This is a genomic window from Nocardioides sp. L-11A (assembly GCA_029961745.1).
Taxonomy (GTDB): Bacteria; Actinomycetota; Actinomycetes; order Propionibacteriales; family Nocardioidaceae; genus Nocardioides.
This window is the reverse complement of the sequence record CP124680.1, coordinates 4594418-4618736: the sequence shown is the minus strand read 5'-3', so window position 1 is coordinate 4618736 and position 24319 is coordinate 4594418. Positions and strand designations below refer to the sequence as shown.

Annotated in this window: 17 protein-coding genes; 11 read left to right on the top strand and 6 right to left on the bottom strand. The window is 72.3% G+C overall.

The features are described from left to right. Nucleotides 1–121: 121 nt before the first annotated feature. On the top strand, nt 122–1441 hold the full coding sequence (locus tag QJ852_22160; GenBank protein ID WGX95846.1) for an alpha/beta hydrolase: 1320 nt from the start codon (nt 122–124) through the stop codon (nt 1439–1441). 13 nt (nt 1442–1454) lie between these two features. On the opposite strand, the gene QJ852_22155 is transcribed toward QJ852_22160, so the two are convergent. The 5 genes from QJ852_22155 to QJ852_22135 form a co-directional block, all read right to left on the bottom strand. Further along, nucleotides 1455–2117 (bottom strand): response regulator transcription factor, encoded by a 663-nt coding sequence (locus QJ852_22155; protein WGX95845.1) that lies wholly within the window; start codon nt 2115–2117, stop codon nt 1455–1457. Further along, nucleotides 2114–3244 (bottom strand): sensor histidine kinase, encoded by a 1131-nt coding sequence (locus tag QJ852_22150; GenBank protein WGX95844.1) that lies wholly within the window; start codon nt 3242–3244, stop codon nt 2114–2116. Before QJ852_22150 ends, QJ852_22155 begins: the two co-directional genes overlap by 4 nt. A gap of 34 nt (nt 3245–3278) precedes the next feature. Next, the gene (locus tag QJ852_22145) at nt 3279–5918 is read right to left on the bottom strand and encodes a LuxR C-terminal-related transcriptional regulator (protein WGX95843.1); all 2640 of its coding nucleotides are present in this window, start codon (nt 5916–5918) and stop codon (nt 3279–3281) included. Beyond that, the gene (locus QJ852_22140) at nt 5915–6226 is read right to left on the bottom strand and encodes a hypothetical protein (GenBank protein ID WGX95842.1); all 312 of its coding nucleotides are present in this window, start codon (nt 6224–6226) and stop codon (nt 5915–5917) included. Before QJ852_22140 ends, QJ852_22145 begins: the two co-directional genes overlap by 4 nt. A 163-nt stretch (nt 6227–6389) precedes the next feature. Continuing rightward, nucleotides 6390–7250: a hypothetical protein gene (locus tag QJ852_22135; GenBank protein WGX95841.1), complete on the bottom strand. Its 861-nt coding sequence runs from the start codon at nt 7248–7250 to the stop codon at nt 6390–6392. Nucleotides 7251–7515: 265 nt separating this feature from the next. On the opposite strand from QJ852_22135, the gene QJ852_22130 reads away from it, so the two are divergent. Next, nucleotides 7516–11010 (top strand): SdrD B-like domain-containing protein, encoded by a 3495-nt coding sequence (locus QJ852_22130; GenBank protein WGX95840.1) that lies wholly within the window; start codon nt 7516–7518, stop codon nt 11008–11010. Between the two features lie 127 nt (nt 11011–11137). On the opposite strand, the gene QJ852_22125 is transcribed toward QJ852_22130, so the two are convergent. Further along, entirely contained in the window at nt 11138–13030 is a 1893-nt protein-coding gene (locus QJ852_22125) for a PAS domain S-box protein (GenBank protein WGX95839.1), read from the bottom strand. 135 nt (nt 13031–13165) lie between these two features. Between QJ852_22125 and QJ852_22120 the strand changes: the two genes are divergently transcribed. The 9 genes from QJ852_22120 (at nt 13166) to QJ852_22080 (ending at nt 24318) form a co-directional block, all read left to right on the top strand. Beyond that, nucleotides 13166–14818 (top strand): FAD-dependent oxidoreductase, encoded by a 1653-nt coding sequence (locus QJ852_22120; GenBank protein WGX95838.1) that lies wholly within the window; start codon nt 13166–13168, stop codon nt 14816–14818. Nucleotides 14819–14868: 50 nt separating this feature from the next. Further along, a complete protein-coding gene (locus QJ852_22115; protein ID WGX95837.1) occupies nt 14869–16836 on the top strand; it encodes an acetoacetate--CoA ligase in 1968 nt (655 codons plus the stop codon). Between the two features lie 133 nt (nt 16837–16969). After that, complete coding sequence (locus QJ852_22110) at nt 16970–17947, top strand: transporter substrate-binding domain-containing protein (GenBank protein ID WGX95836.1); 978 nt, start codon at nt 16970–16972, stop codon at nt 17945–17947. Nucleotides 17948–18098: 151 nt separating this feature from the next. Beyond that, the gene (locus QJ852_22105) at nt 18099–19061 is read left to right on the top strand and encodes an amino acid ABC transporter permease (protein WGX95835.1); all 963 of its coding nucleotides are present in this window, start codon (nt 18099–18101) and stop codon (nt 19059–19061) included. Then, nucleotides 19058–19879 (top strand): amino acid ABC transporter ATP-binding protein, encoded by an 822-nt coding sequence (locus QJ852_22100; protein ID WGX95834.1) that lies wholly within the window; start codon nt 19058–19060, stop codon nt 19877–19879. The genes QJ852_22105 and QJ852_22100 overlap by 4 nt, the downstream gene beginning before the upstream one ends. Before the next feature lie 61 nt (nt 19880–19940). Beyond that, nucleotides 19941–20243 carry an NIPSNAP family protein gene (locus QJ852_22095; protein WGX95833.1) on the top strand — a complete coding sequence of 101 codons (303 nt, stop codon included), beginning with the start codon at nt 19941–19943 and terminating at the stop codon, nt 20241–20243. 62 nt (nt 20244–20305) lie between these two features. Beyond that, the gene (locus QJ852_22090; protein WGX95832.1) at nt 20306–21085 is read left to right on the top strand and encodes an IclR family transcriptional regulator; all 780 of its coding nucleotides are present in this window, start codon (nt 20306–20308) and stop codon (nt 21083–21085) included. A gap of 144 nt (nt 21086–21229) precedes the next feature. Further along, on the top strand, nt 21230–23248 hold the full coding sequence (locus QJ852_22085; protein WGX95831.1) for an FAD-dependent oxidoreductase: 2019 nt from the start codon (nt 21230–21232) through the stop codon (nt 23246–23248). Continuing rightward, nucleotides 23245–24318: an LLM class flavin-dependent oxidoreductase gene (locus QJ852_22080; GenBank protein WGX95830.1), complete on the top strand. Its 1074-nt coding sequence runs from the start codon at nt 23245–23247 to the stop codon at nt 24316–24318. Before QJ852_22085 ends, QJ852_22080 begins: the two co-directional genes overlap by 4 nt. Nucleotide 24319: the final 1 nt, after the last annotated feature.

Genomic DNA, 24319 nt, shown 5'->3' with positions numbered 1-24319 from the left:
GGCCCCGACCACCGGGCGAGCCGACGGCGACGGAAGCGCCGGCTCGTACATCGGAGGATGTACGCCGAACCGATCCGGAGCCGGACGACCGGCGTCGTCCGACGACCTAGCGTCGACCGACGTGACCACCTCCTATCCAGCCGCCCCGGCCGCTTCGACTGCCGTCCGCCCACTCCGCCGTGTCGGCGCTGTCCTCCTCGCCGTGCTCGGCGCGCTCGTCGGGGTGGTCGTCGGCGGCCTGACGGTCCTGGTGGTCGCGGCCGTCGCGCCGCAGCCGGTGGCCTTCCTCGGGGCGGGTGCCGCGGCCGTGCTCGTGGTGACCGTGCTGGTGGGCCGCGGAGCGGTGGCGGTCGGTCGCGGCCACCGAGGCTGGTGGGCCGCACTCGTCATCGGCACGGCGTGGACGGCGCTGGTCGGCGTGGGCTTCGGGCTGCTGTTCCTGCGGCCGTTCCCGGAGATGCGGGAGGGGCCGGTGCCGGCCGACGTCCGGTTCTGGAAGCTGGACGACGGCAGCCGGCTGGCCTATGTCGCGAGCCCGGCGACGGTGGCCGGGCGCAAGCCGACGCCGGTGATCTTCCTGCACGGCGGGCCCGGGACGCCGGACGAGGGGCTGCCCTACGGGACGGCCGAGCTGAACGCGGCCGGTTACGACGTCTACAGCTACGACCAGATCGGGGCCGGCCGGTCGACCCGGCTGGCCGATGTCACGAGTTACACGGTCGCCCGCAATGTCGCCGACCTGGAGGCGGTCCGCCATCGGGTGGGCGCCGAGCAGGTGATCCTGATCGGCCAGTCCTGGGGCGGCTCGCTGGCGGCGCAGTACCTGGCGGCGCACCCGGGCCGGGTCGCGAAGGTGGCGTTCACCTCGCCCGGCGAGATCTGGCCGGAGGCGCACCCGGACACGGACGTGTCGCCGTGGGGCGCGCTGACCGGCGCCGCCGAGAAGCGGTACGACGAGCTGATGTCCGATCCGCGCTTCCTGCTGCAGGCGCTCCTGCTCGAGAACAGTCCGCAGGCGGCCCACCGCCTGGTCGGTGACGCCGAGTCCGACTCCCGGCTGCACGAGATCGCCGTAGCCGGCCGCGACCTCGGCGGCTGCCCCGGCGGGCCGCCCGGCGAGGGCGAGGTGCACCAGAACCCCCAGGGCTTCTACACCAACCAGCTCACCAACGCCGACTTCGACGAGATCGACGACCCGCGGCCCGTGCTGCGCACCATCCGGACCCCGGCCCTGATCCTGCGGGCCGAATGCGACTACGTGCCCTGGATCGACACCCGCGAGTATCGCGACACCCTGCCCGACGCCACCCTGGTCTACCTCCCCGGCGCCGGCCACGGCATCACAGGCGACGCCGGACCGGCGTACCTGCGGGCGATCCTCGATTTCCTGGCCGGCGATCCGCTGGACGGCTACACCGGCGCCGACGACCCGGCCCCGTGATCCGGCACGATGATCAGTGGTCGGGGCCGACCAGCCCGGACCGATAGCCGATGATCACCAGCTGCACCCGGTCCCGTGCCCCGAGCTTGGCCAGGATCCGGCTCACGTGGGTCTTCGCGGTGGCATGGCTGATGTGGAGCTCGGCGGCCAGCTCGGCATTGCTCCGTCCCTCGGCGACCTTGACCAGGATCTCCCGCTCCCGCTCGGTCAGCTCCGCGAGCGCCGGGTACGGCGGCCGGGCCGGGGGAGCGGGAGGGGTCCAGGTCTCCGCGATCCGGCGGGCGATGACCGGAGCCAGCAGCGCCTCGCCGGCCGCCACCGTCCGGATGCCCTGGAGCAGGGCGGGGGCTTCGAAGTCCTTCAGCAGGTAGCCACTGGCGCCGTACCGCAGCGCGGCCAGCACCGACTCGTCGCTGTCGTAGCTGGTCAGCACGATGATCCGGGTGGCCGCCAGGTGGGGGTCGTCGGCGATGGCCTTGGTCGCCGCCAGGCCGTCGCCGCCGGGCATCTTGAGGTCCATCAGGATCACGTCCGGCCGCAGCATCCGGGCCAGCCGGACGGCCTCCGGCCCGTTGCCGGCCTCGCCCGCGACCGTCAGGTCGGGCTCGGGCTCGATCAGCGAGCGCAGCCCGGAGCGGGCCAGCTGGTGGTCGTCGACGATCAGCACGCCGATCATGCCGGAGCCTGCCGGGGTACGTCGGCGGTCAGCCGGAAGCCGCGGTCGGGACCGCCGTCCAGTCCCAGCGTGCCGCCGACCAGGGCGAGTCGTTCGCGCATGCCGCGCACGCCGTACCCCTCGACCACGCCGCCCGCCGGTGGTCCCGTGCCGTCGTCGGTGACCCGGAGCGTGAGCCGGTCCGGGCGCCACTCCAGCTCGACCCGGACGGTGCCGGCCCGGGCGTGCCGGCGGGCATTGGTCAACGCCTCCTGGGTCACCCGGTAGAGGGTGAGGCCGGCGAGGGGGTCGTGGTCGCCCGGTGCGCCGACGACCTGGAGGCTCGCCGGCGGGCCGTCGACCGCACTGGCCCGGACCAGCGCGGCGAGGTCGTCCAGGCCCACCAGCCGGTCGGGCCCCTCGCCCGTGCTGCGCAGCAGGCCGAGGAGCTCGCGGATCTCCCGGGACGCGCCGACGCTCGCGGTCCGGATCTGCTCCAGGGCCGCCCGCGCCGCGGCCGGTCGGGTGTCGTAGAGGTGCAGGCCGACGGTGGCCTGCATCGACACCGCCTCGACCGACTGCGCGATCACGTCGTGCAGGTCCCGGGCGATGGCCGCCCGCTCGTCGGCGACCCGGCGCTCGATCGCCTGTTGCCGCTCGGCTCGTTCGGCGTCGGCCCGCGCCTGCAGCAGGGAGCGGCGGAAGCCGATCGCGCGGCCGATGGCGAACGCCAGGGCCAGCCAGACCGCGGTGGTCACCAGCTCACCCGGCTCCTGCGCCTGCCCCAGGGCCGCGGCGAAGGCGGGCGCGCTCGCGGCCACCGTCCAGGCGACCGCCCGCCAGCGGGGGTCCAGCGCGCCGACGGTGCCGACGGCCGTCGCGAACGCCAGCAGGAACGGCCCGTCCAGCAGTGCCGGGGACGGCGCCCGTTGGCCGGCGAGGCCGAGCAGCCCGATCAGTACGACGATCCGTAGGGGGAACCGGCGCCGCCACACCAGCGGGAGGCTGCAGGCCAGCCCGAACCCGGCGGCCAGCGCGAGCTCGCGGCCGTCGGCCGGGTGGCCCGGCAGCGTGGCCAAACCCAGCAGCCACACGAGCAGCGCCAGCAAGGGATCGACCCAGCGTCGAGGGCTCGGCCGGCTGGTCATGGTGTGCCGAGTCTAGGGCGACCGGCCACCCTGTTCACTCCAGCAGGCCGAGATCCCGGGCCTGGGCGAGGGCCGCCTGTCGTGAGCCCACGCCGAGCTTGCGGTAGATGCTGCCGAGGTGGCTCTTGACGGTGTGCGGCGAGACGACGAGGGCCTCGGCCATCGCGCGGACGCTGGGGTATTCGACCAGCGCCTGGAGCGTCGCGGTCTCGCGGGGACTCAGCGTCGTCGCCTGCTGGGTCCGCGTCCGCGGCCGGACCACGGCCAGGTAGCGCAGGAGCTGCGCCGACCCGTGGGCGCTCGCGTGCTCCACGAGCTGCTGGAGGTCGCGGGGGTGGAGCAGCGCGACGTGGAGACGGGGGCCGTGGGTCTCCCAGGTGACGCACGCGTCGTTCAGCCAGTCCGTGGCTGCGTCCTTCTCGCCGCGCCGGAGGGCGGCGACGGCGGCGAGGGTCTGCAGCTCGCTCCGGGTCCGGTGCGTGTGCCCGGAGAGGCGGAGCAGCTGCTGGCTCCGCCGCCATGCCTCGTTGTCGTGCCCGGCGGCCAGCAGCCACGTCACGCGGGCGGCGGCGACATGGGGGCTGTCCTCCGGGGCGGTGTCCAGGAGCCGACGGGCGGCGCGGGGGTCGCCGCCGGCGAGCCAGGCCTGGGCCAGGACGCCGTGGAGGTGCTCGGTGCCGACGTTGTCCCCCACGCCGGGCGGCGGGATCGAGCTGTCCAGTTCGCGGGCGATGCGCTCGGCCTCGGCACGGCCCTGGCCGAGGCCGTGCTTGGTGAGCAGCCGTGCGGCGGTCAGGAAGGACCAGTACTCGTTGGTGCGCAGGTACGCGAGGGTCCCTTCGAGGGTCGTGGCGGCCGAGGAGAAGTCGTGCCGGTCGAGGTGGACGAGAGCCTCTGCCAGCAGGCCGAGGCCGTTCATCGACGTGCCCCGTGTCTCCGGCGGCCAGGCCTCGGTGTCGACCGATGCGAGTGCCGACGCCGCCCCGACCGTGTCACCGGAGAACGCGCCCATGGCGGCGACGTACACCAGGGAGTAGTTGCGGGGGACCGGCCGGCGACACAGGGCGACCGACCGGCTCGCGGTCCAGAGCGCGTCATCGATCCGGCCGTCCTGCCAGATGCCGAAGCTCAGCTGGCGCAGGATGGTCCCGAGGTGGTCGCCGAACCGCGACTGCTCCTCGGGCGCGAGTCGGTCGAGCAGGCCGACCACCTCCGCGCTCCGCGCGACGTCCGTCCGCCGGCGCTCCGCGAGGCGCCGGGCGATCGCGCGCATCGCCGCGTGGACGAAGGCGTCCACCGCGGGGTCGAGGTACGCCGGCCGGGCCGGTGCGTCGGCGGCCAGGCGGAAGTACCGCCCGGCCTCGAGGCGCAGCATCGGGCTGGTCATCAGGGCCAGGCCCCGGCCGAACGCGAGCATCGGATGCTCGCCGAGGACGTCGTCGGGGACCTGCTGCAGCTCGGCGAGGAAGCGGCCGGTGATGTAGCTGTCCGGGTTGGCGATCAGCAGCGACACGAAGATCCGGTCCGCGAGCGCGTAGTCGCGCCCGTCGATCGCGAACCGCAGCGCCTGGTCGAGCGTCTCCTCGTTCTCCAGGAGCCATGCGGCGGTCGTCACGCACGAGCGGCGGAAGCGCGCGGGATCGTCGTCGGCGCTGCGTTGCCGGAAGGTGTCGCGGATGGTCTCGACGTACTGGAAGACCTCGCGGTTGCGGGTGTAGGGGATCCAGCGGCCGAACCCGCCCCGCTCCAGGGTCCGCAGCAGCTCGGCGGCATCGGCGTTCTCGCTGAGCAGCTCGGCCAGCGCGACGTCGACGTAGGGCGCGACGCAGGTGTCGGCCACGAACCGCGTCGTGGCGGCGTCGGGCAGCAGCGACTCCAGCGGGGTCGCGATCAGCCGTCCCCACTCCACGGAGTCGACCTCGGGGATGTGGCCGAGCTGGGAGAGGGTCAGCGCCACCGAACGCACGCCGAGGGCGAACCCGTGGGTCGCGTCGGCGACGGCCGCGGCCAGCCGGGCGTCGTCGATGCCGGCCTGGTCGCGGATCAGCTGGTGGACCTCGCTCCGGGTCAGGGCCAGCTCGCCGACGGGGATCACCTGGGTGAAGCCGCCCGCGGGGTCACGGTCGGTCAGCGCACTCGACGTCCGCGACGTGACGACGATCCGCAGCTGCGGCACCACCGCGACCAACCGGGCGAGGTCCGCGTCGACGTCGACGGTGGCCGCGCCGAGATGCTCGTAGGCGTCGAGGATCAGCACCACCGGCTCGGCGCCGGCCAGCAGCCGGGCGGCGATCCGGACCGGGTCGACGGCCATGGTCAGCTGCTCGCCGGCCCGCACCGCCTCGTCGGGACTCAGCGCGCCGGCGCGGACGGCACTGCTCGCCACCTGCTGCCAGAACGCCAACCGGTTGTCGAGCGACGCACCGAGCGAGACCCACAGCAGGAGTCCCGGGCGACCCTGCAGGGCCCAGCTGCGCACCAGCGTCGTCTTGCCGCTCCCGCTCGGGCCGAGGACGACGCAGATCCGGGCCAGGGGAGCATCGAGGAGCCGGTGGAGACGCGGCCGGTCGACGATCCCGGCGATGCCGCCCGGACGGGGGCCCGACCCGTCGGCACCGGCCGGCACGGCCGGGGACCGCGTCAGGGGATCCCGGGGGAGCATCAGCTGGGTCACGCTCCCGCCCCGGATCGCCGGGCCGCGGTGGCCTCCAGGCCCGCGGCGGCCACCAGCAGGTCAGCCTCGACCAGCCAGACCGCCTCGGCGTACCGGAGCGCGGCGCTGAGTCGCCGGTACCGTGCGAGCTCCTCCCCGTCGGGTACGACGCCGGCCGCGATCTGCCGCGTGATCCGCTCGGTGCCCTGGGTGGCCTGCTGATGGGCCCGGCGCAGCGCGCGGGTCGCGCTCCCGTAGGCGTCCAGGTGCGGTACGCGCTGGCGCCGACCACTGGCCCGGGGTGAGGTCGGCTCGACGATGCCGGTCATGATGGTTCCCCCTTGCGCGCCCCACTCGACGCCACAGCGTCCGGAGTCCCTCCCCGGTCCCTGGCTGCGCTCCCGAGCCGCGTCCTGCCCTCGCCCACGACCCTAGTGACCGGCCTTCACAGTCGCCCAGGGCAACTGTGACCCCATCGCGAGGAGCCCGCGATCACTCCCAGTGCCAGCGGATACCGAGCGTTCCGGGGCCGAAGCCGTTGACCGTCCGGCTCACGCTCGGCCCGAAGGCGTCCAGCGCGAGGACCTGCTCGTCCCCGTCGAGGATCGTGTAGAACTCGCACCGTGCCGGCAGCTCGCTCGGGTCGAACCGGATCCACAGGGTCACGGAGGTCATCCGGCGCACCGCCCAGTAGAAGTAGTGGTTGTCGTCGGGATCGGGGGTCCGGTACACGACCTCCTGCTCGAGCAGGGCGGTCTCTCCCGGGAGCAGCGGCCGGTCCAGGAGCATCTCGCCGACGACGATGCCGTGCGCCCGGTCGTGGATCGTCTCGCCCAGCTCGAAGCCGATCAGCGGCCTGATCGCCGGCGTCTCCGCACCCGGCCGCACGCGGAGGATGAACGCCCGCCGGTGGGCCTCGGCCTGGTTCGCCTCCACGACCATGGTGTAGGTCAGCCGGGCCGGCGACCGGTCCGGACCGACCTCGTACTTCAGCGTCACCTCCCTGTCGATCAACCGGTCCGACGGGGAGTCGAAGCCGAGCTCGGCGAGCAGCGCTCGGATCCGCTCGTGGTCCTCGCTCAGGTCGGCGAGCAGGCCTGGGGCGAGCCGGCCGCGGCGGCGCTCGATGAGCGACTCCATCTCCCCGGGAGGAAGGGCGAGGATCTCCTCGATGGCGGCGACCGCGCGCAGGGACGGCTCGTGCTCGGGCTCACGCTGGCCCGAGCGCCAGTAGCTCAGCGTCGTCAGGCTCACCCTGATGCCCCGTGCGGACAGCGCGCGGTGCAGGGCACTGAGACTCATCGAATGCGTCGCGAGTGCGTCGCTGAAAGCCGTGCTGAAGGCGCTGCCCACGGCCGTATCCTAGGGGCCCCTCCCGGAGGCGATCGCGTCGCCGGCCCCCGGCCGGCCCATCCGGGACTAGTCCTGGGACCAACCTTCGCGGCCGGGGGATGAAGTCCCGGCTCGGTGGCCGATCGCGCCCCTCGGGTGCCTCAGACTGGAGGCGCGATGCCTTGCGTCGCGCTCGTCGCCTGTCCGGCGGCCGCGGTGGGGAGTCCCCTCGAGCCCGTGTGCGCCTGCCGGAGTCGACGGCGTCCAACCAATGGGGAGGGAACCCTTGTCTATCCAGCATGCCGCTGCACGTCCGTCACCACCGCAACGGCTGCGTGTCGTCGGTGCCCTCGGCCTCGCCCTGGTTCTCGCGGTCGCCGCCGCCGTCGGGCTGGCGCAGCCTGCCCGGGCCACCGTCGGCATCACGTCGAGCATCCTGCTCAACGGCCAGACCCATGACGGGACGTCCGTGGTCGACGAGGGTGACACCCTCACGCTCCGGGTCCAGTACAACACCGACGTGACGCCGGGATCGACCGTCGTGTTCGACCTCGGGGCGAACGTGACCCTGACCGGCGTCCCGACGGCGAACTCCGCCATCCAGTCGGTCACCAAGAACGGCAACCAGGTCGCGATCACCTTCCGCGACCCGTGGCCGAGTGACGTCAACCAGGGTGTGTTCGACCTGAGCTTCCGGGTCAACGACGTCGACAGCAGCACCAAGGAGCCGATCACCTGGCGCATCGACGGCGAGCCGTCCTCGGTCCAGGTCGTCATCCGCAACGGCGGCGACCAGTTCGCCGACGTCTCGGAGGTCTTCGGCAAGAGCGTCAGCCCGAGCAACCTGGACGGCTTCGTCACCGTCGTGGACGGGAACGTGGTGCTCAAGCCCGCGATCGCCGACCAGGACCTGACCTACACCCTGCGGCTGGACTCGCCCGAGGCGCGGGCCGGCTTCACGATCGCCGACCAGCTGCCCGCCGGGCTGGGCTACGTCCCCGGCTCCTTCGCCGGCCAGCTCACCAGCTGGGATGCCGACGGCCTCAACCGCACGACGTCCCCGTTCGCCTTCGCCCCGACCGTGACCGGCTCCTCCTTCACCGGCACGGTCGACGTCCCCGGCCCCTCGCGCCTCGCCATCACCTACCGGGCTCGGGTCACCGACATCGCCGCGCTCGAGGCGGCCCTGCAGGCGAAGTACGACGCCCTGGCCGGCGGCACCGGCAACTTCGAGACCAGCCTGGTCAACACCGCCAGCTTCGGCACCGTCGACCGGACGGCCTCGGTGCGGCTGCGCGGCACCGTGCCCGGCGTCAACGTCGGCCAGGCCTTCGGCAAGACCTCCGACTGGAGCAGCCGCAACGTCGAGACCGACGAGCAGGGCGCCCTGGTCCCGCCGGCCGAGATCACCTACACGCTGCGCGCCGACCTGCGCCAGTGGAGCGGCGGACCGAACTTCACCCTGGACCGCAACGTCGTCATCAGCGACGTGCTGCCCCACCAGGCGTCCTGGCGCACCTCGGCCCCCGACTTCGTCACGGCCCAGGGCATCGCGCTCTCGCCGGCGGCGACCTGCCCGGTCGACCCCGCGGCGTTCGCGGGCGACGCGTTCGTCGGCCGGTACTGCGTCGACGGCCAGCGGCTGCTGGTCAACGTGGGCAAGGACAACACCACCAACGCCACCATCGAGGTGCTGGCCCAGCTGAACACGGTGACCGGCCTGGACCAGACCGGCAGCACGACGGTCGAGGACGCGACGCCGTACCGGCTGCGCAACCACGCCGACTTCCACTACCGCGACGGCAACCCCTACCGGGCGACCCGGGACGTGACCGTCGTCGTGCTCCCCGACGACGAGGACGGCATCAAGGACTCCAGTGTCTTCACCAAGTCCGGTACCGCCCGCGAGACCGAGGTCGACCCCGGTGACACGGTCACCGTCGACTACACGTTCTCCGTCGCGGCGGGCAAGGGCGTCGACGTCCGCACCAGCCGGATCGTCGACTACGTCGACCCCGCCATCTTCGACATCGCAGACCTGGCGTCGGTGGCGGGCATCGCCGGCAGCTACGACGGGCAGGCACTCACCGCGGCCCACTTCGCCCTCAGCCGCGACCCCGACGGCAACCTCGTCATCGAGCTGAGCGCCGCGGGCAAGGCGGTCGTGGACGCGCGCGGCGTCGACAAGGCCTACACGGTCACGCTGCCGCTGACCACCGTGCCGTTCGACGGCAAGGAGACCAGGTCGATCACCAACAAGGCCACCCTGTTCGGCGCCGACGGCGATCCCGACTACTGGGACGACGACGAGTCGGAGGCCACGTCGTACGGCGACGAGGCCGAGGTCCGCAAGCGGGTCTACGACCGTGAGCACGAGGAGTGGGTCGAGTCCCTGAAGGCCCACCTGGACGGCTCCGGCGCCCTGGTGCAGGACACCTACGTCTACCGGATCGAGTTCATCCCGCACGGCAGCTACGACGACGTCGTCATCGTCCCGGTCGACGATGTGCTCCCCGCCGCGACCGAGTTCCTCGGCTTCGTGACCGAGAGCGGCGCCCCGACCGCCAGCGCTCCGACGCCCGGCCCGGTGGACATCGGCGGCAACCTGAGCGCGTCGTACGACGCCGCCTCCGGCACCGTCACGCTCCGGCAGCGGGCCGGCACCACCCTGGACGCCGGTGGCCGGATCGCCGCCTATGTCGCGGTGCGGATCACCGACGCCTCGGCGCCGGTCGTCAACCGGATCGGCGACACCTCTGCCACCGTCGAGCCGGTGCGGTCCGTCTCCGTGGGCGACTACGTGTGGGTCGACAGCGACCGCGACGGCCGCCAGGACCCGGACGAGCAGGGCATCCCGGGCGTGGTGCTGACCCTGGTCGGCCCCGACGGCCGGCCCGTGACCGACGTCTTCGGCGACCCGGTCGGTCCGACGACGACAGGTCCGAAGGGCGAGTACACCTTCGACGATCTGCCTGCCCTCACGGGGAACCAGATCTACACGGTCCGCATCGACCGGGAGGCCTCGGCGGCGGCGCTCGCGCCGTACGTGCCGACGAAGCCCGCGCAGGGCGACCGGGCCGGCGACTCCTCCACCTGGGAGACGTCGACCGCGCCCGGCGACCTGCACGAGGACGGGGACCGGGATCCGACGCTCGACTTCGGCTTCGTCAAGCGGTCCTACGCCGTCGGTGACGTCGTGTGGATCGACAAGGACAAGGACGGCGTGCAGGACGCCAAGGAGAAGCCCCTGGCCGGTGTCACGGTCGAGCTGATCCAGGACGGCAGGGTCGTCGGCACCACCACGACCGACGCCGAGGGCCGCTACCTGTTCGACAATCTGCCGGCCGGCACCTACCAGGTGCGCTTCACGCTGACGAAGAAGCAGCAGAAGACGTACAAGTTCACCAGGAGCGACGCCGGCTCCGACGACGCGGCGGACTCCGACGCCAACCGGTCGACCGGCCTGACCCGGACCTTCGTCCTCGACGACACCAACCCGGCGCTCACCACGTCCTACGGCTACACGCAGGTCCAGGCCACGCAGGGCATCGACCCGACCTGGGACGCGGGCGTGATCGTGAAGAACCAGGGTGACGTCGGTGGCGAGAAGGGCGAGAAGGGCGGCACGGTGGGTGCGGGCGATGCCGGGGACGGCGGCGGGCTGCTGCCCGACACCGGCGCGACCGTCGGCCTGGCCGCTCTCATCGCCGCGCTCGCCCTTCTCGGGATCGGCGGCGCCCTCGTCCTCGCCAACCGGCGCAGGCCTCAGGAGGGCGCGTGAGCGACAGCGTCCGCTGACCAGACCGGTGGAGGCGGGAACCCGACCGATCCCCCTCGCCTCCGGTGTCCCATCCGGAGACAGGTTCCCGCCTCCACCTCGACGTTTCGGCCCGCACCAGGTCCCGCGCTCACACCTCCGTGCGGGGGACCTGGGGCCGGGCCGGCAGGTCGAGGACGAAGGCGGGGCGACCGGGACCCTCGGTGGCATAGCGCGCCTCGCCCCCGTGGAGCCGGGCGATCTCGCGCACGAGATAGAGACCGAGACCGCTGCCGGCGGCCGGGCCGGCGTGTACGAAGCGCTCGAAGACGCGCTCGCCCAGGCGCTGCAGGACACCCGGCCCCGCGTCGCTGACGACGATGCGCACGCCGTCGGCGGTCCGCTCGCCGGAGACGACCACGGGCGGCCGGCCGTGGCGCACGGCGTTCTCGAGGAGGTTGTCCAGCGCCTGGCCGAGCCGGGCGGGATCGGCGATCAGCTCGACGTCGCTGTCGACGTGCACCCGCACCCGGGCGTCGGCGTGCGCCGCGTGGAGACGGTCGGTCGCCGACAGCAGGACACGGCGAAGTGACACGGCCTCCAGTTCGAGCGCGAGGGCGTCTGCCTGGACGTCCGACGCGGTGCCGAGATCGGTGAGGAGCCGCTGGAGGCGCTGGGCGCTCGACGCCATGGCCTCGAGGACCTGGCGGCGCTCGCCGGGATCGAGGCGCGCGTCCTCGCGCAGCATGCCCACCGCCCCCTCGATCACCGCGGCCGGCGTCCGCAGCTCGTGAGCGGTCACGGCCAGCAGGTGGGCCTGCTGCTCCAGGGCCCGCCGGCGCTCCTCCTCGTGCGCACGCTGCTCGGTCTGGTCGCGGGTCACCTTCGCGAAGCCGACGTGCCGGCCCTCGTCGTCGTACACGGCGGTGATGACGACGCGCGCCCAGAAGGTGCTCCCGTCGCGGCGTACCCGCCAGCCCTCCTCCGCGTGGACACCGTCGCGCAGCGCCATCGCGAGGTTCCGCTCGGGGTGGCCGGAGGCCTGTTCCTCCGGCGGATAGAACACCCGGAAGTGCTGTCCGGAGATCTCCTCGGCGGTGTAGCCCTTGATGTGGGCCGCCCCGGCGTTCCAGCTCGCGACCCTGCCGTGGACGTCGAGCATGAAGATGGCGTAGTCCTTGACCGCCGTCACCAGCAGCCGGAAGATCTCCTCGCTGCGTCGCAGGGCCAGCTCGGTGGTCACGTCCCGGACCTGGGCGAAGACGTAGAGCGGATCACCCCGCGAGTCCCGGACGGGGGTGAGGGTCACCCGCACCGTCCGGGTCGGCGGGTCGCTCTCGAGGGGGTGCTCGAACGCGACGAGCTCCTCGCCGTGCTCGGTGATCCGTGCCAACGCGTCGTCGAGCTGGTCGCCGTGCTGACGGGTCAGCACGCCGTAGTCGAGGCCGATCAGGTCGCCCGCCGGACGCCCGACCATCTCCACGAGCGCCCGGTTGGCCCGGACCATGCTGCCGTTGAGCGTCATCGTCGCCATCCCGATGGTGGCTTGGTCGAACACCTCGCGGTAGCGCTCGAGGTGTTCGTCGAGCACCCGCTGGTCCCGGGCAGCCGGGTCGTCGCCCTGGGCCAGCCGGAGCGGGCGGCCGGGTGGCCGGGTGGCTCCCGGCGCCGGGGCGGAGGCGTGCTGCCACAGCCGCTCCACCAGGGTGTCGAGGGGCAGTGACTTCTCGACGAAGTCCACCGCGCCCAGCTCGCGTGCGCGGTCGGCGAGTCCCGCGGCCCGGAATCCGGTGTACATCACCACCTTGCTCTCCGGGGAGACGGCCAGGACGAGGGGCAGACACTCGAGACCGTCCAGCACCGGCATCGAGGTGTCGAGCAGCACCAGGGTCGGCTGGTGCTCGTGGGCCAGCATCAGCGCCTCACCGCCGTCGCCGCCCTCGGCCACCACCGCGAACAGGCCCGACTGCCGCAGTCGCGCGCCGACGAGCGTGCGCAGCTCCGGTGAGTCGTCCACGATCAGCACGGTCGGCCGCTCCGCCACGCCACCACCCTCACGTCCCGCTCGTCCCCACGTCCGCCGATCGGTGCCCGGAACGGCCGCCCGCATACTCTCTGCGGCCCGACAACCTCATCGCAATTTGTGGAAAGACTTTCCACATTCCTCTACGATGCCGGGATGACCAACGCGCGACGCACGGTGATCGTCGGGGGAGTGGCGGGCGGTATGTCCGCGGCCACTCGGCTCCGTCGCCTGAACGAGACCGACGACATCGTGGTGTTGGAGCGAGGGCCGCACGTCTCCTACGCCAACTGCGGCCTGCCGTACCTGGTGGGCGGCGTCATCGCGGAGGAGGGATCGGTCCTCCTGCAGACCCCCCGGTCCCTGGGGGCGCGGTTCGGACTCGATGTGCGGACCCGGCACGAGGTGACGGCGGTCGACCCGGTCCGCAAGGTGGTCACCGTCCGTGACCTGGCCGCCGATGCCGCCTTCGAGCTCGCGTACGACGACCTGGTGCTGAGCACCGGGGCCGCGCCGGTCCGGCCGGCGGTCCCCGGGATCGACCGTGCCCTGGCCTGCCGCGACCTCGACGACGTCGGCCGCATGATGCGGGCCATCGACGAGGGGGCGGCGACCGCCGCCGTGATCGGCGCCGGCTTCATCGGCCTGGAGATGGCCGAGAACCTGGTCCGGCGGGGGCTCGCGGTCACGGTCCTCGAGGCCGCGCCGCAGGTGCTCGGTCCGGTCGACGTCGAGCTGGCGGCCGTGGTGGAGTCCGCGCTGCGCGCGGCGGGCGTCGCCGTGGTCACCGGTGCGCGCGTCGTGGGCGTCCGGTCGGACACGGTGGTCCTGGCGGACGGCGCGAGCGTGCCGGCCGACCTGGTCGTCCTCGCCGCGGGTGTGCGCCCGGAGAGCAGGCTCGCGGTCGCCGCGGGCGCCGAGGTGTCCGACACCGGGGCGATCTATGTCGACGACCATCAGCGCACCAGCGTGCCCGGTGTGTACGCGGTCGGTGACGCGGTCGCGAAGCGCTCGCCGCGGGGCATGCGCGACGTCCCCCTGGCGAACACCGCGAACCTCCAGGGGCGGCGGGTCGCCGACGTGCTCAGCGGTCACGCCTCGACGGCGCGGCTGACGCGCGGCACCGCGATCGTGGAGGTGCTCGGCACGGTCGTGGCGATGACCGGAGACAGCGAGCGGACCTGCCGGCTGCGCGGGATCGACGTCCGGGTGCTGCACTCCCACCCCCTCGATCACGCCGGCTACTACCCGGGCGCCGAGCAGATGTCCCTCAAGCTCGTGGTCGACGCGGCCGACGACGCGATCCTCGGTGCCCAGGCGGTCGGGGGCACCGGTGTCGACAAGCGGATCGACGTGATCGCGACCGCCATGGCGGCGGGTCTCAGGGCCAGCGACCTCGCGAACCTCGAGCTCGCCTACGCCCCGCAGTTCGGATCGGCCAAGGACCCGGTCAACATGCTGGGGTACATGGCCGAGAACCTCCGCGACGGCCGGAGCCGGACCGTGCAGTGGCACGAGCTCGACGAGGCGGTGGCCGGGGGAGCGCGGCTCGTCGACGTACGCACGGCCGGCGAGTTCGCGCAGGATGCCGTTGCGGGCGCGCTGAACATTCCGCTGGACGAGCTGCGCGCCCGGATCGCGGAGCTCGGACCGAGCGTGGTCGTCTACTGCGCGGTCGGTCAGCGCGGGCATGTCGCCGCCCGCATCCTGGCCCAGCACGGCATCGACGTCCGCAACCTGGACGGCGGCATCCGGACCTGGCGCGCGGCGGCCGGCCGGAGCCCGGCGTGGCGCACCTCCGACCACTGACCCCGCCGCCCCCGACCCGGCCGGACCACCGGCCGAGCAAGGAGAAGCCCATGCGCGAGCCCGACTGGACTCCCAGCCCCGAGGCCGTCGCCGCGGCACGGATCACCGACTTCGCCCGGTGGGCACGCCGGAACCGCTCGGCGCCCGAAGCGGTGGAGCGGGACTACGAGGGCCTGCGGCGCTGGAGTGTCGCGGACCCGGCCGCCTTCTGGGGTGCGCTCGCGATGTACTTCGACGTGCGCTTCGCGACGCCGGCCGACCGGGTGCTGGGCAGCACCACGATGCCGGGGGCGACCTGGTTCCCGGGCGCGACGCTGAACCTGGTCGACCACATCGGCCGCGGCGCGGACCCGGCCCGGACGGCGATCGTCGTCGAGCAGGAGGACGGCGTCTCCGCGTCGTGGACCTATGCCCAGCTGCGATCCGACGTCCGAGCGATGGCGGCCTTCCTGCGCGGTCGCGGCGTGGGGAAGGGGGACCGGGTCGTCGGCTACCTGCCCAACGGCTACGAGGGGGTGGTGGCATTCCTGGCCACGGCCTCCCTGGGGGCGCTCTGGGCGCAGGTCGGCATGGACTACGGTGCCGGGGCCGCCGCCGACCGACTCGCCCAGCTCGGGCCGCGGGTGCTCGTGGCCGGCAGCGGCTACACCTTCCGAGGCAGGTGGCACGAGCGCCGTACCGCTGCCGCGGAGCTCTGCGCCCGGCTCCCGACGCTGGCGACGGTGATCACCGTCGGGGGTGGGATCGCGACACCTGCCGGGGTGCCCTCGTTCCCCTGGCCGGACGCTCTCGTGCCGCCGGACGACGGCGGGCCGTCGGCGCTGCCGGTCCCGTTCGACCACCCGTTGTGGGCCCTCTTCACGAGCGGGACGACCGGCCGGCCGAAGGCGATCGTCCATGGCCACGGTGGTGTGCTGCTCGAGCAGCTCAAGTCGCTGGGGCTCCACACCGATCTGCGCGGTGAGGACACGTTCTTCTGGTACACGACGCCGAACTGGATGATGTGGAACGTCCAGGTCTGCGGACTGCTGCTCGGCGCCACCATCGTCCTGTACGCCGGCGACCCGCTCCATCCCGGGCCGCACCGGCTCTGGGACCTGGTGGCCGAGCGCGACGTGGCCGTCTTCGGGACCAGTCCGGGATACCTGGCCGCATCCGAGGCGGCGGGTGTCGGTCCGCCCTCGGGTACGGCGCTGCGCACCATCGCGTCCACCGGCTCGACGCTGCCGGCGAGTGCGAACCGCTGGGTACGGGCGGTCCTGGGCGACCGCGTCCAGCTCGCCTCGGTGAGCGGGGGGACCGATGTCGTCGGGTCGTTCGTCGGCGCCGCACCCACCACGGCCGGGTACGACGGCGAGATCAGCGCCCGCGCCCTCGGCGTCGCCCTGGAGGCGTGGGACGACGAGGGGCGGCCGGTGACCGACCAGGTCGGCGAGCTGGTCGTCACCCGGCCGATGCCGTCGATGCCGGTGATGTTCTGGGACGACCCCGACGGCTCCCGCTATCGGCAGGCGTACTTCTCGACGTACCCGGGCGTCTGGCGCCAGGGTGACTGGATCACGGTGACGCCGCTCGGGACCGTGCAGATGCACGGCCGGTCGGACGCGACCCTCAACCGGCGTGGGATCAGGCTGGGCAGCGCGGAGATCTACGCGGCCGTCGAGTCGCTCGCCGACGTCCGGGACTCCCTGGTCGTCGGGGTGGAGCGCCCGGACGGGGACTACTGGATGCCCCTCTTCGTCGTTCCCTCCGCCACGTGGGACGACGGGTCGGAGGCGCGCGTGCGGGAGGTCGTCGCTGCGCGCGCCTCGAAGCACCACGTGCCGGACTGCGTGGTCCTGGTGCGAGCGGTGCCGCGCACCCGGACCGGCAAGAAGATGGAAGTGCCCGTCAAGCGGATCCTCCAGGGGGCGGACCCGGCCGCGATCGGCGCCCTGGACGCGACGGACGACCCCGAGGCGCTGCTGGACTACGTCCGATTCCGGGCGGACGACGGCGCCGGTCGGGGCGACCGATGAAGAACGCTGTCGCGAAGATCACCCAAGTCCTTGCCAAGCGACGGGCCTGCGCCGTACGTTGTGGAAACACTTTCCATATTTGCGGTGGCTACCTGGCTCGGACGCACCTCCGCAACCATCCGATTGGAGCAGCATGAGCATGCGATTCACCGGTCTGCGCCGCAGCCGACGGGTCTCGGTCGTCCCGGCACTCCTCGTCGCGACCGTCCTGACCACCTCCCTGGCGGCATGCGGGTCCTCGGACGCCGGCGAAGCGGATGGCGACGCCCCGGCCTCAGGCGACCTGACGACCCAGGAGCAGTTGAAGCCCGACTACGAGACCGACCAGGAGATCCGAGCGCTGCTGCCCGCATCGGTCCAGGACTCCGGTGTCCTCAAGGCCGCGCTCAGCGCGGGCAATCCGCCCCTGACGATTCCCGGCAAGACCGCGAACACGGTGGCCGGCGTGATCCCCGACCTCCAGAGCGCGATCGCCCAGATCCTCGGCGTCGAGATCGAGGGCTCGATCTACCCGACCACGGCCTCGCAGCTGCTGGCGCTCGACTCCAAGCGGGTGGACATCGCCTTCTCGACCAACTCCGACACCCGTGAGCGTCAGGCGACCTACCAGTTCGTGGACTACTTCAAGTCGAACTACATCCTCGCCGTCCAGGGCGACAACGTCGGCGAGATGAAGAGCTGGGAGGACCTCTGCGGCGGCGGCTACGGCTCCGTCAAGGGCTCGATCGACATCATCGACCAGATGAACGAGTCCTGCACCGACGCCGGCAAGGACGCCCCGGAGGTCTCGTACTTCGAGGACGTGCCGGCATTGCTGCTCGCGGCCAAGTCGGGCCGGATCGACACCTTCTTCACGCCGAGCAGCTATGTCGTGTGGGGCAAGGCGAACGGCGAGACGATCGACCAGATCGATCCGCCGACCCCGGCCGACACCTTCTACGGCTTCACGGTCTCGAAGGACGGCGACCAGATCGCGGAGGCGGTCCTCGCCGCACTCGAGAAGCTCGTCGCGGACGGCTACTACGAGAAGGCGCTGGAGCGCTGGAACCTCGAGGACGGCCAGATGACCCCCGGCATCAACATCGGGGACCAGTCGGCGATGTTCGGCTGATCGGCGTACCGATCCCAGATCCCACCACCGGAGAGTGCGCAATGCCCCTCAGTAACCGCTACCCCGACCCGACGGCGATGCCGGCGACGATCCCTCCTCCCGGGAGCACCGGGCGCGGAGGCGGTCCCGTCCCCGTGCCGGGACGGCGATCATGACGGCCTCGGCCGACCTCCAGGCCTCCCGTCCCGCCTCGGACTGGAGGAGCCCGCCGCCGCTGGAGGGCCTGAAGCACCCCGGGCGATGGGTGGCCGGAGCAGTGGCGATCGTCCTCTCGTTCTTCGTCCTCGAGTCGATCCTCGGCAACAGCCGGCTGCAGTGGGACGTCGTCGGCGACTACCTCTTCGATCCGGGCATCCTCGACGGCCTGAAGCTCACCATCGTGCTGACCTTCGCGGTCACCGCCGTCGGCATGGCCCTCGGCACCTTGATCGCGACCGCGCGCATGTCGAAGAACCCGGTGCTCGCCTGGCTGGCCTGGTTCTACATCTGGGTCTTCCGTTCGGTGCCGCTGCTGGTGCAGCTGCTGCTCTGGTTCAACATCGCCTACCTCTACCCCAAGATCTCGATCGGCCTGCCACTGCTCCCGCCGATCCTCGAAGGCGACGCCAACAAGCTGATCTCGGCGACCACCGCCGCGTTCCTGGGGCTCACGCTCCACGAGGCCGCCTACGCCGCGGAGATCGTCCGCGGCGGCATCCTGAGTGTCGACCATGGCCAGACCGAGGCCGGCGACGCGCTGGGCATGTCGCGCGCGCGGATCCTGCGGCGGATCGTGCTTCCGCAGGCGATGCGCAGCATCGTCCCCGCGGCCGGCAACCTGTTGATCGGGACCTTGAAGGGCACGGCGATCGTCTCGGTGATCGCGGTGGACGAGCTGCTCTACGCGGCGCAGTTCATCTACAACCGGACCTTCGAGGTGGTGCCCCTCCTCGTCGTCGCCACGCTCTGGTACATGTTCATGACGGCGGTCCTCTCGATCCTCCAGTACTTCGTCGAGCGCTACTACGGACGCGGTGCCACCCGATCCGCCGTGGTGAGCCCCTGGCAGCAGGTCCGCCGCGCGCTCCTGCGCACGCGCGGCGCGGTCATCACCCCGAAGCGAGGTAGGGAATGAACACGCAGACTGCTCCCGCGGACCTGCCGGGCCGAGCCGGCGGGCGGGCCATGGTCGAGGTCCGCGACCTGCACAAGAGCTACGGCGAGCTCGAGGTGCTCCGCGGCCTCTCGCTGGATGTGGCGGAGGGTGAGGTGGTGTGCCTGATCGGTGCGTCCGGCTCCGGCAAGAGCACGCTGCTGCGCTGCATCAACCGGCTCGAGACCTGGGACTCGGGATCGATCGCCGTCAACGGTGAGCTGGTGGCCTACCGCGAGTCGGTCCGGCGGGACGGCGCCACGGTGCTCAAGGAGCTGAGGCCGCGAGAGGTGCGCCGGCAGCGTGCCGAGATCGGCATGGTGTTCCAGCACTTCAACCTGTTCCCCCACCTGACGGTCATGGAGAACCTGATCGAGGCTCCCGTCCACGTCGGGAGAGTTCCGAAGCGCGAGGCCGTCGCGACGGCGCAGGAGCTGCTCAGCCTGGTCGGACTGGAGGCGAAGGCCAAGGCCTATCCGCGGCACCTCTCGGGTGGTCAGCAGCAGCGGGTGGCGATCGCGCGCGCGCTCGCGATGAAGCCGCGGCTGATGCTCTTCGACGAGCCGACCAGTGCGCTGGATCCCGAGCTCGTGATGGAGGTCCTCACGGCGATGAAGGAGCTCGCGGCGACCGGCATGACCATGGTCGTGGTCACCCACGAGATGACCTTCGCCCGCGAGGTCGCCCGCCGGGTCGCCTTCGTCGACGGCGGCCTGATCGCCGAGGTCGGCGCGCCCGACCAGGTCCTCGACCATCCGACGCACCCCAGGGCCCAGGCCTTCCTCAGCCGGCTCGTCTGAGCCGTCGGACAGCGAACCAGCAGATCCCGGCCCGGAGTCGGGGAGACGAAAGGACACATCCATGCAGCTGCGCCTGCGCACCTACACCCTGCGAGCGGGCCGGGAGGCCGAGTTCATCGAGAAGTGGAACGACACCCTGGTGCCGCTGCGCCGCGAGGTCGGCTTCGACGTCGTGGGCTCGTGGTTCTCGCCGCAGACGCGGGAGTTCGTCTGGATCGTGGGCTGGTCCGGCGCGGGCGACTACGACGCCGCCGAGCAGGACTACTACGACAGTCCGCTCCGCGCCCAGGTCACCTGGGACGCCGCCGACTATGTCGAGGCGGTCGACGTACGCCCGGTCGAGGACGTGTTCACGTCACGCTGACGTGGTCCGGTCCGGCGTCTTCGTGCGTATCCGCCCGGCCTGCTGTCAGTATGTGAGCCACCATGACCCAGAGTGCAGCTGAGCCCAGGACCGGAAGCCGAGCGATCGACCGCGCGGTCGACCTGCTCAACGCCTTCCACGACTTCGACGGCGACGTATCGGTCAGCGAGATCCGCGAGCGTCTGGAGCTGCCCCTGAGCACGGCCCACCGGATCGCCCAGGCGCTCGTGCGCGGTCGGTTCCTCGTGCAGGATCCCGAGACCGAGAAGTACTATCTCGGCCCTGCCCTCCTGACGCTCGGTCAGCTGGCCGGGCGGCGCATCGGTCTGACCGGTGCCAACGAGATCCTGGCGGAGGTCGTCGAGCAGACCGGGGAGACCGCGGCCATCGCGGTGGTCCGCGGCTCGCGAGCCTCGATGGTGAGCTGGGTCGAGTCACAGCAGGCGCTGCGCGTGCACCTGACGACGGGACCGGTCATCGCCATGCACGCGACCGCGGTCGGCAAGCTCTTCCTCTCCCTCGAGGCGGACCCGCAGGGCGCGGTGCAGCGACTCGGCGAGCTGGCCCGGTTCACCCCGGCCACCATCACCGATCCGCGCAAGCTCGTGAAGGAGCTGACCCGGATCGCGAAGCAGGGATACTCCGTCAACAACGAGGAGATGAACGCGAGTGTCCGCGCGCTCGCGGTCCCGATCCGCGACGCCGGCGGCGCCACGGTCGCCGCGCTCTGCGTGGAGGGGCCCATCCAGCGGATCACCGACGATCGTCTCGAGGACGTCCTGTCCTGCATGGAGCAGGCGGCGCCCCGGATCGGGCAGGCGGCGTCCTTCCCGCAGATCTGAGCGCGGCGCTGCGCGCGCCGAGGGGCCCGGTGACCGATCGGTCACCGGGCCCCTCGTCTTCCCGGCCACACCCTCGCGCGCGACTGTGGAAATAGTTTCCACATACGCTTGTGGAAAGATCTTCCATGGTGATAGATCTTGGGTGTGGCAACCATCGACCGTCTTGTCTACGACCCGCCCCCCGCCGAGCCGGGGCGCTCCTCGGACCCTTCGCTCGCCCACGTGCTGTCCCCGCTGCGCGTCGGGCAGGTGACGATCAGGAACCGTGTGTTCAGCAGTGCGCACGGGACCGGGTTCAGCAACGGGGGCGTCACTGACCAGCTCCTCGCGTACCACGTCGAGCGGGCCCGGGGCGGCGTCGGCCTGATCGTGCTGGAAGCGACCTCGATCGACCCGTCGGCCGCCGTCGGTGTCTCCGCCACCGCGCGGGGGATGCAGAACATCGACGACTCGATCATCCCCGACTACCGGCGCATCGCCGACGCCGTGCACGCCGAGGGTGCGGCGATCATGGCACTGCTCTCCCACAGCGGCCGCAATGTGGTCATGGGCGTGGACGGCGAGCCGCCGCTGGGACCTTCCGCGATCCCCATGGACCGCACCCGCGACATCCCGCACGAGCTCGAGCACGACGAGATCGCCGCCATCGTGGCCGCCTTCGCGGCGGGTGCGCTGCGCTGCAAGCAGGGAGGCCTCGACGGCGTCGAGCTCTCCTTCGCCCATGGGAACCTGGTGCAGGAGTTCCTCTCACCGTTCTCCAACCGCCGCACCGACGAGTACGGCGGCAGTGAGGAGAACCGGCTCCGGATGGCGCGCGAGGTGCTGGAGGCGACGCGGGCGGCGGTCGGGGACGACTTCACCTTCGGGATCCGGTTCAGCGTCGACGAGGTCATCAACAACGGGTACCGCCTGGAGGACGGACTGCGCTGGCTGCACCGGATGATCGCGTGGGGGCGGCTCGACTTCGTCGACATCTCGGCGGGCTCCAACTCGAGCATGCTGAGCCGCTCGGTCCACTATCCGACGATCACCGTGCCGCAGGGCGCGCTGGTGCCGCTCGCGCGTGCGGTCCGGGCGGCCGTCGACATCCCGGTGTTCACGGTGGGCAAGATCCACGACCTGGACGTCGCCGACCAGATCGTCGCGTCCGGCGGCGCCGACATGGTCGCGATGACCCGCGCGCACATCGCCGAGCCCGAGCTCGTCACGAAGGCTGTGCAGGGACGCGTCGACGAGATCCGCGCGTGCATCTACTGCAACGAGGGCTGCTTCTCCCGCCAGCAGCGGGTCGGCCCGATCACCTGCGTCTACAACCCGCGGGTCGGCCGGGAGCACACCTGGGTCCCGCTCTCCGCGGTGGGCCGTCCGGCCGCGCGCCGCGTGATCGTGGTCGGCGGCGGTCCGGGCGGGCTGGAAGCGGCCCGCGCCGCCGCCAAGAACGGGCACCGGGTCACCCTGATCGAACGCGCCGAACGGCTCGGCGGCCAGCTCCACTACATCGAGTCGAGTCCGCACCGCGGTGACTACGGGAGGATCCTCGGCTGGTACGAGCGTCAGCTGAAGCTGCACGACGTCGACGTCCGGCTCGGGACCGAGGCGGACGCCGATGCGGTGCGCGAGATGGATCCGGACGTCGTCATCGTCGCCACGGGCGCCGCGGACAGCCTCCAGGACGTCGACGGCAACGACCGCGCCCACGTCCACTCCGGGCGGGCGGCACTGCGCGGCGACGTACCCGTCGGCCGGGTCGTGGTCGGTGACTGGGACGGCCGATGGGCCGGCATGAGCGTGGCCGAAGCGCTGACCGAGGCGGGAAGCACGGTCACGCTCGTGACGCCGGCACCGTTCCCCGGAGTCGACGGCGACCTGATGACCTGGCGGCTCTTCTACGAGCGCCTGCTGACCGCCGGCGTCGTCATGCGCTCCCTCGAGGAGATCGTCGAGATCGGCGACGCCGGCGTCGTCAGCCAGCGGCTCGACGGCCACCGCGACACCATCGAGGCCGACAGCGTGGTGCTGGTGAGCAAGGGACGGGCGGACCGCGACCTGTGGCGCGAGCTGCGGAACGATCCGTTCGAGCTGCACGCGATCGGTGACTGCTGGGCGCCGCGGCAGTTGGAACAGGCGATCTTCGAGGGCGCCAGGGCGGCGAGGAGCCTGTGAGGATCGGCCTCGGCGTCCGGGCCCGGAGCAGCAGCCTGCACGACGCGCTCGACTTCGTCGAGCGGGCCGCCGACCTGCCGATCGACTCCCTCTGGGCCGTCGCCACCCCGGGACACGACCCCTTCGTCGTCGCCAGCCAGGCGTGGTCACGGATGCGGAGCCGAGGTCGTGAGGTCCTCACCGGCACGGGGGTCGTGCCTGTCGCCGAATGGCGGCTCACCTCGCTCGCCGGCGCGGCGGCCACGCTCGCCGAGCTCCAGGGCGGTGGCTTCCGGCTGGGGCTCGGTGCCGGACGACTCGACAGCGCGGCCTGGCGGGACGCACACGGGATCGCGGCATCGTCCCGCCCGATCGCCGCCCTGCGGGAGGCCGTCGCGGCGCTCCGTGGCCTGTTGGCCGGCGACGCGATCACGACCGACGGAACCCTCGAACGCCTGCGAGAGGTCGGCCTCGGAGTCACCGCGCCGCGGGTTCCGCTCTACCTCGGTGCGGCGGGGCCCGCACTGGTCGATCTCGCGGGGGAGGTCGCCGACGGCGTGTACGGTGCCGCGCTGGCTCCCGAGGACCTGACGGACCTCCGCGCGCGGCTGGTCGCGGCGCGCCGGAGCTCAGCGCTGGCGGTGCCGGCGCAGATCTGTGTCGCCCAGCCGCTGCTCGTCGACGAGGACGGCGCCCGCGCTCGGGCGCGCCTCGTCGATCAGGCCGCCGCGCTCGTGCTGCCGCTGCCCGGTCTCGCCCGCACCCGCGGCTTCCATGGCCAGCTGCTGCGGCTCGGCTTCGGAGACGACCTCGCCGTCCTGCAGCGAGGGCGGGCGGCCGGCGTCGAGGCCGCGGTCCTGGAGGCCCGGCTCTCCCGGGCGTTCGTGTCCCGGCTCGGCATCGCCGGCACACCCGAGGAGACCGCCGAGCAGATCGGCGCGTACGCGGGCCTCGCCGATGAGCTCAGCCTTGCGGTGCCGACCACGACGGACGCCGGACTGCTCGGCCGGGCGCTCGATCTGGCGCGTTCCCGTCTGACCGCCACCCCTGACCGAACCGACCCTGACACCCCATCCCGGGAGGAAGCATGAG

What these genes read in the sequence shown, in the direction of transcription:
- QJ852_22155 (WGX95845.1), bottom strand. Translation starts at nt 2,117, where the DNA reads ATGATCGGCGTGCTGATCGTCGACGACCACCAGCTGGCCCGCTCCGGG.
- QJ852_22150 (WGX95844.1), bottom strand. Translation starts at nt 3,244, where the DNA reads ATGACCAGCCGGCCGAGCCCTCGACGCTGGGTCGATCCCTTGCTGGCG.
- QJ852_22140 (WGX95842.1), bottom strand. Translation starts at nt 6,226, where the DNA reads ATGACCGGCATCGTCGAGCCGACCTCACCCCGGGCCAGTGGTCGGCGC.
- QJ852_22120 (WGX95838.1), top strand. Translation starts at nt 13,166, where the DNA reads ATGACCAACGCGCGACGCACGGTGATCGTCGGGGGAGTGGCGGGCGGT.
- QJ852_22115 (WGX95837.1), top strand. Translation starts at nt 14,869, where the DNA reads ATGCGCGAGCCCGACTGGACTCCCAGCCCCGAGGCCGTCGCCGCGGCA.
- QJ852_22110 (WGX95836.1), top strand. Translation starts at nt 16,970, where the DNA reads ATGAGCATGCGATTCACCGGTCTGCGCCGCAGCCGACGGGTCTCGGTC.
- QJ852_22105 (WGX95835.1), top strand. Translation starts at nt 18,099, where the DNA reads ATGACGGCCTCGGCCGACCTCCAGGCCTCCCGTCCCGCCTCGGACTGG.
- QJ852_22100 (WGX95834.1), top strand. Translation starts at nt 19,058, where the DNA reads ATGAACACGCAGACTGCTCCCGCGGACCTGCCGGGCCGAGCCGGCGGG.
- QJ852_22095 (WGX95833.1), top strand. Translation starts at nt 19,941, where the DNA reads ATGCAGCTGCGCCTGCGCACCTACACCCTGCGAGCGGGCCGGGAGGCC.
- QJ852_22090 (WGX95832.1), top strand. Translation starts at nt 20,306, where the DNA reads ATGACCCAGAGTGCAGCTGAGCCCAGGACCGGAAGCCGAGCGATCGAC.